Below are 4,704 nucleotides of genomic sequence, written 5' to 3'. Positions count from 1 at the left end.
GAATGATGCCCTCTACACGGGACAGAGTCATAAATGCGTTCAGGCACTCTTCATCGGTCACTGAATCATATTCAACACGGCCTAAGTCTTTCAGGTAGCTATGCTGTGGACCTACACCCGGATAGTCCAGGCCGGAGGCGATGGAGTGAACTGGCATCGGTTCTCCGTCTTCAGTTTCTAAAACGTAACACTTCATGCCATGAAGTTCGCTTGGTTTACCCAGTGTTAGCGTGGCGGAGTGGTCTTTGGTGTCGAGACCTTTACCTGCAGGCTCTACACCAACCAGCTTGACGTCTTTGTCATCCAGGAAGGCCGTGAATGCGCCCATCGCATTTGAGCCACCACCCACACAGGCGGTGATGTAGTTTGGCAGTTTGCCATGCGTGGTCATGAACTGTTCGCGAGCTTCGGTGCCGATAATGCTCTGGAAATCGCGTACCATTTTCGGGAAAGGATGTGGGCCTACCACAGAACCAATCGCGTAGATGTAGTTGACCGGATCTTTCAGATACTCTTCGAATGCGCTATCGACGGCATCCTTCAGCGTTGCTGTACCGCGGGTTACGGCTACCAGCTTGCAGCCCAAGATTTTCATCTTAGTCACATTCGGATGTTCTTTTTCGATATCTACCTGACCCATATGGATTTCACATGGGATACCCACCAAGGCACAGGCTGTTGCCAACGCGACACCGTGCTGACCCGCTCCGGTTTCAGCGATTACTTTGGTTTTACCCATGTATTTCGCCAGCAGGGCTTCACCCAGACAGTGATTAATCTTGTGTGCGCCGGTGTGGTTCAGATCTTCACGTTTCAGGTAGATCTGAGCTCCGCCCAATTGAGCACTCAAGCGGCTGGCATGATAAACAGGGCTAGGACGACCTACATAGTCAGCGAACAGCGAGTCGAGTTCTTCCTGAAATTCAGGGGTCTGACGAATCTCTTCGTAGGCACCGTCGATCTCATCCATAATCTCTTTAAGTTCAGGTGGGATGATCTGGCCACCGTACTCACCAAAATAACCGTTGGCATCCGGCATTGCCGCAAAATCGAACTTACTCATGTTACCTCGCTGTAAATCTTTTTGATCTTTTTGTATCGCAAAAAAGAATATAAAGCGGTTGGCAGGGCCTGCCAACCATTCAGATCAAATATTTATGCCGGTCTTAGTCTTTAGCAGGCCAATATCCAACGCGGAATCCACCCCAGTGACGCCCGTTGACGAAGATCGGTACCGATAAGTCGTGCATGATTTCGCCCGTGTCGCGCTTATAGGTTTGCAGAAGCATACGTTCAGTATGGCATCCGCAACGTGCGCCGGTGCGGTCATTAAAAAGACGTTTACTGCGGCTTTTGACGAGGTCGGTTTTATAGTCTCCGGTCGGAGGGTGGGCAAACTGATTATTGTGGGTAGGTACGTAACCGTTGGGATCGGTCACAATGGCGTAGACAAGGTCGCGGTTGTCATTCAATGCGGCTTCTTGCACCGGTGGTAAAGCACGATCGGTATATTGATCGTAACGGGTGGAGTATTTCTGCGGATTAGTACCATCAACGGGCCGATAATCGCGATCAAACAGGTCCGCTTCGCTAAGAGAGCCAGAACGAATTTCATTTTCAAAAACTTCGGAAATTTTGTCAGCGCAACGACGAGCAGCTTCATAGAAGCTCTTATGGAAATTGGTTTCGGTATGCTCAGCCAGTACAGCGCTTGAAATTTCCGCAACCTCCATCAGCGATGACGCCTGGTTGGCCAAGACTCGTACTTCATCATCACTGGATATGATTTCAGATCGAATCTTTTGAATCGACGCAGAGATCATCTCCAGATTGTCCTGATTGTTTGAGGCACCACCGGCAATGATCGAAATCTGCTCTTCGACCGCTGCGGATTGAGAGGAGATGCCCCCGAGCTGATTGCTAACTTCCGACATAATGCGGCTACTGTCTTCAACATTGCCGGAAAGCGTTGTAATGCGCGACACCACCTGACGTGTCTCCAATTGTATCTCGTCAACGATGGTTTCCACTTCACCCGTCGCACCTGCGGTACGTGCAGCCAATTGACGTACCTCGTCGGCAACGACGGCAAATCCCCGGCCGTGATCCCCAGCGCGGGCGGCTTCGATTGCCGCATTCAGTGCAAGCAAGTTGGTTTGCTCAGCGATCTCTTCAATGACTTTAGTGACGCTCTGGATTTGATTGGATTTTTCGTTTAGCTGTTCAATCAGCTGAAGCGTTTCACCACTTTGCTCGTTTAACTGATCAATTTTGTGCAGTGCTTGTTCCAGGGACGTTTGTCCCTGCTCACAGGTATCTTTGGCGTGTTTAGCCAGCTCTGCTGCCCGAGAGGCCTGATCGGCAGATTGTTGTACGGTTTCAGTCATGTTCTGAGAGTTGTCAGCAATCTGTGCAATCTCTCGTACCTGAACATCCAGTTTGGCGCGCAGATTATCCGCTGAAAATGATACTTCGGCAGCCGCAATGGCGTTGGAGTTTGTTTTTGCAGAGAGTAGGTCGCTGATGGTTCGACCACGCTGAAATCCCAATACCAGTGATTGCAGGGCAGGTAGAGCATAACTGTCTTCAGCGGTGCGGCGTCCTTCCGCTGCATCGTTTGTCTGACTAAGGAAGGGCGCTACAACCGTACGATGAATCACGATCTGAGTGATTGCACAGCTAATAAAAGCGACAACGATGATGAGTATAGTAACGGAGACCGGGACATCCACTACAAATGCTGCGAGGGCAGCGAGTGCGGCAAGTGCAAAGACAATACTAAAGCTTTTGAGATAATTGCCGGATACAGTGTTGTTCATCTATGGAACCCATGCGTATTGTTTTTATGGGGGGACATAGAGGCAAGAATAACACCACAAAAAATAATGCCATTCGGACTTTAGTAGTATTTTCTGGATGGAACTTAGTTGAAATCGAAGCCGAGTTGAATTTCATCTCGTTTAGCCGGACGAAAACCGCGTTGTTTCTGTTCGCGATTGATCTCTTTGAGTAAATTTCTGCCGGCTTGGTATGAACGTGCAACGGTATGTGTGACTGTGCTGTCGTTACAGGTACTATCTCCCCAGCACTGAGTGACAATCCAGTCACCGATCAGATCCTGATAGAGGCGCACGATGTAATATTCTTGCTCTTTTCGCCAGCGTACGATCAACTGAGTGTTACCGTTTAATGAACTGCAGCAATGTGGAAATAATAAGTCGGCGCATTGAGCCTGAATCTTGTGAATTTGTAAAGCCTGAAAGCCCATTTACAGGCGCTTTTGAGCGAATTGGTAGGGTAAATGAAGTTAAACATCGTAGCGGATGAAAATATGCCATTGGTTGAGGAAATATTCTCTGAATTTGGCAATGTAAAGCGTGTAGCAGGGCGAAACATGAGTCCCGCTGATGTATGTGATGCGGATTTACTGTTGGTTCGCTCTGTCACTCAGGTGAATGAATCGTTACTGGCGAAGGCATCTCCAAAGTTTATCGGTACTGCAACGATTGGCACCGATCATATTGATACCGAGTATCTACAGCAGCAGGGCATCGCTTTCAGCAGTGCCCCGGGCTGCAATGCAGATGCAGTGGTGGAGTATGTCCTCAGTGCGATCTTTCATCTGGCTCAGACACAGGGATTTGATCCCGCCGCACGTACCTGGGGCATTATTGGTGTGGGTAATGTCGGCGGGCGTTTACAGAAACGCTTACAGGGCTTGGGATACAACGTACTGATCAATGATCCACCGCGTGAAGCAAACGGAGATGCTGGTTTTGTGGCGTTGGATCAGCTGTTGAGTGAAGCGGATGTGGTTTGTATGCATACGCCACTGACACGCGAAGGAGATCACCCCAGTTATCATCTGCTAGCTGAGCCTGAGCTGAAACGGCTGAAACCGAACACGATCTTGCTCAATGCGGGGCGTGGGCCGGTTATCAACAATGCTGATTTGTTGACGCTAAAAAAGCTAAGAGATGATCTGACACTGATCCTTGATGTCTGGGAACACGAGCCCGTCGTTGATCCCGCATTAGCTGCAGTCACCGAGATTGCGACACCCCATATCGCAGGTTACAGTCACGACGGTAAAATTCGTGGCACCTTTATGTTGTATGAAGCCTGTTGTCAGGCGCTCGGGATAAAACAGACAAAAACCCTGGAAGATTTTCTGCCAGAGCCTGCGATTAAACAGGTCATGGTTAATGGTGATGTAACGGCACTGGATCTGATTCGTCTACGCTACGACCCGTATCGGGACGACCGTGATCTCGGCCGCACATTGCATGAAGAGGCCGAAATGCGTGCCCTGTCATTTGATCGGTTGCGTAAGCAGTATCCACAGCGAAGGGAATTCAGCTCTTTACAGGTTACCGGAGAGATGGACGAAACCCTTCGACAGCAAGCGCGTGCGCTTGGATTTAAAGTCGCAGCAGATTCGAAAATCCCTTAAGCTAGCTAGCCTTTTGTTCACCCTCTGAGTATTAGACTGACATTGATGAAAGAAGCGCTGAAAAAGCTTCCGGACAGCCCTGCATTGGCTGAGGTGAAACCTCAGGTTGGAGAGAAAATCCAGCTAGAGTTACGTTCACCAACCGGGCGGATTAGCTCACGCCTTTTGGGTTTTAAAGAGGGTGCAAGTTTGATGGTGACGGCGGTCTCGACCAGCGGACGTGTGCCGATGGTCAAAGAAGGCCAGCGCCT

Annotated in this window: 5 protein-coding genes; 2 read left to right on the top strand and 3 right to left on the bottom strand. The window is 49.6% G+C overall.

All coding sequences use genetic code 11. The features are described 5' to 3' along the window. The 3 genes from trpB to ABYW01_RS14535 form a co-directional block, all read right to left on the bottom strand. Positions 1 to 1,063 (bottom strand): tryptophan synthase subunit beta (gene trpB / locus ABYW01_RS14545; protein WP_372833947.1); only part of this gene is annotated, 1,063 nt, incomplete at its 3' end. Between the two features lie 103 nt (positions 1,064 to 1,166). Then, a complete protein-coding gene (locus tag ABYW01_RS14540) occupies positions 1,167 to 2,819 on the bottom strand; it encodes a methyl-accepting chemotaxis protein (protein WP_372833944.1) in 1,653 nt (550 codons plus the stop codon). 104 nt (positions 2,820 to 2,923) lie between these two features. Continuing rightward, entirely contained in the window at positions 2,924 to 3,172 is a 249-nt protein-coding gene (locus ABYW01_RS14535) for a hypothetical protein (protein WP_372833942.1), read from the bottom strand. 129 nt (positions 3,173 to 3,301) lie between these two features. Here ABYW01_RS14535 and pdxB point away from each other — a divergent pair, with 129 nt between their 5' ends. Next, on the top strand, positions 3,302 to 4,453 hold the full coding sequence (pdxB, locus tag ABYW01_RS14530; protein WP_372833940.1) for a 4-phosphoerythronate dehydrogenase PdxB: 1,152 nt from the start codon (positions 3,302 to 3,304) through the stop codon (positions 4,451 to 4,453). A gap of 45 nt (positions 4,454 to 4,498) precedes the next feature. Further along, a partial coding sequence (locus ABYW01_RS14525) for a flagellar brake domain-containing protein (protein ID WP_372833937.1) occupies positions 4,499 to 4,704 on the top strand: 206 nt, incomplete at its 3' end.

The organism is Pontibacterium sp., from assembly GCF_041587635.1.
In the GTDB taxonomy this organism is placed as follows: Bacteria; Pseudomonadota; Gammaproteobacteria; order Pseudomonadales; family Balneatricaceae; genus Pontibacterium.
This window is presented reverse-complemented; position numbering and strand designations above follow the sequence as displayed.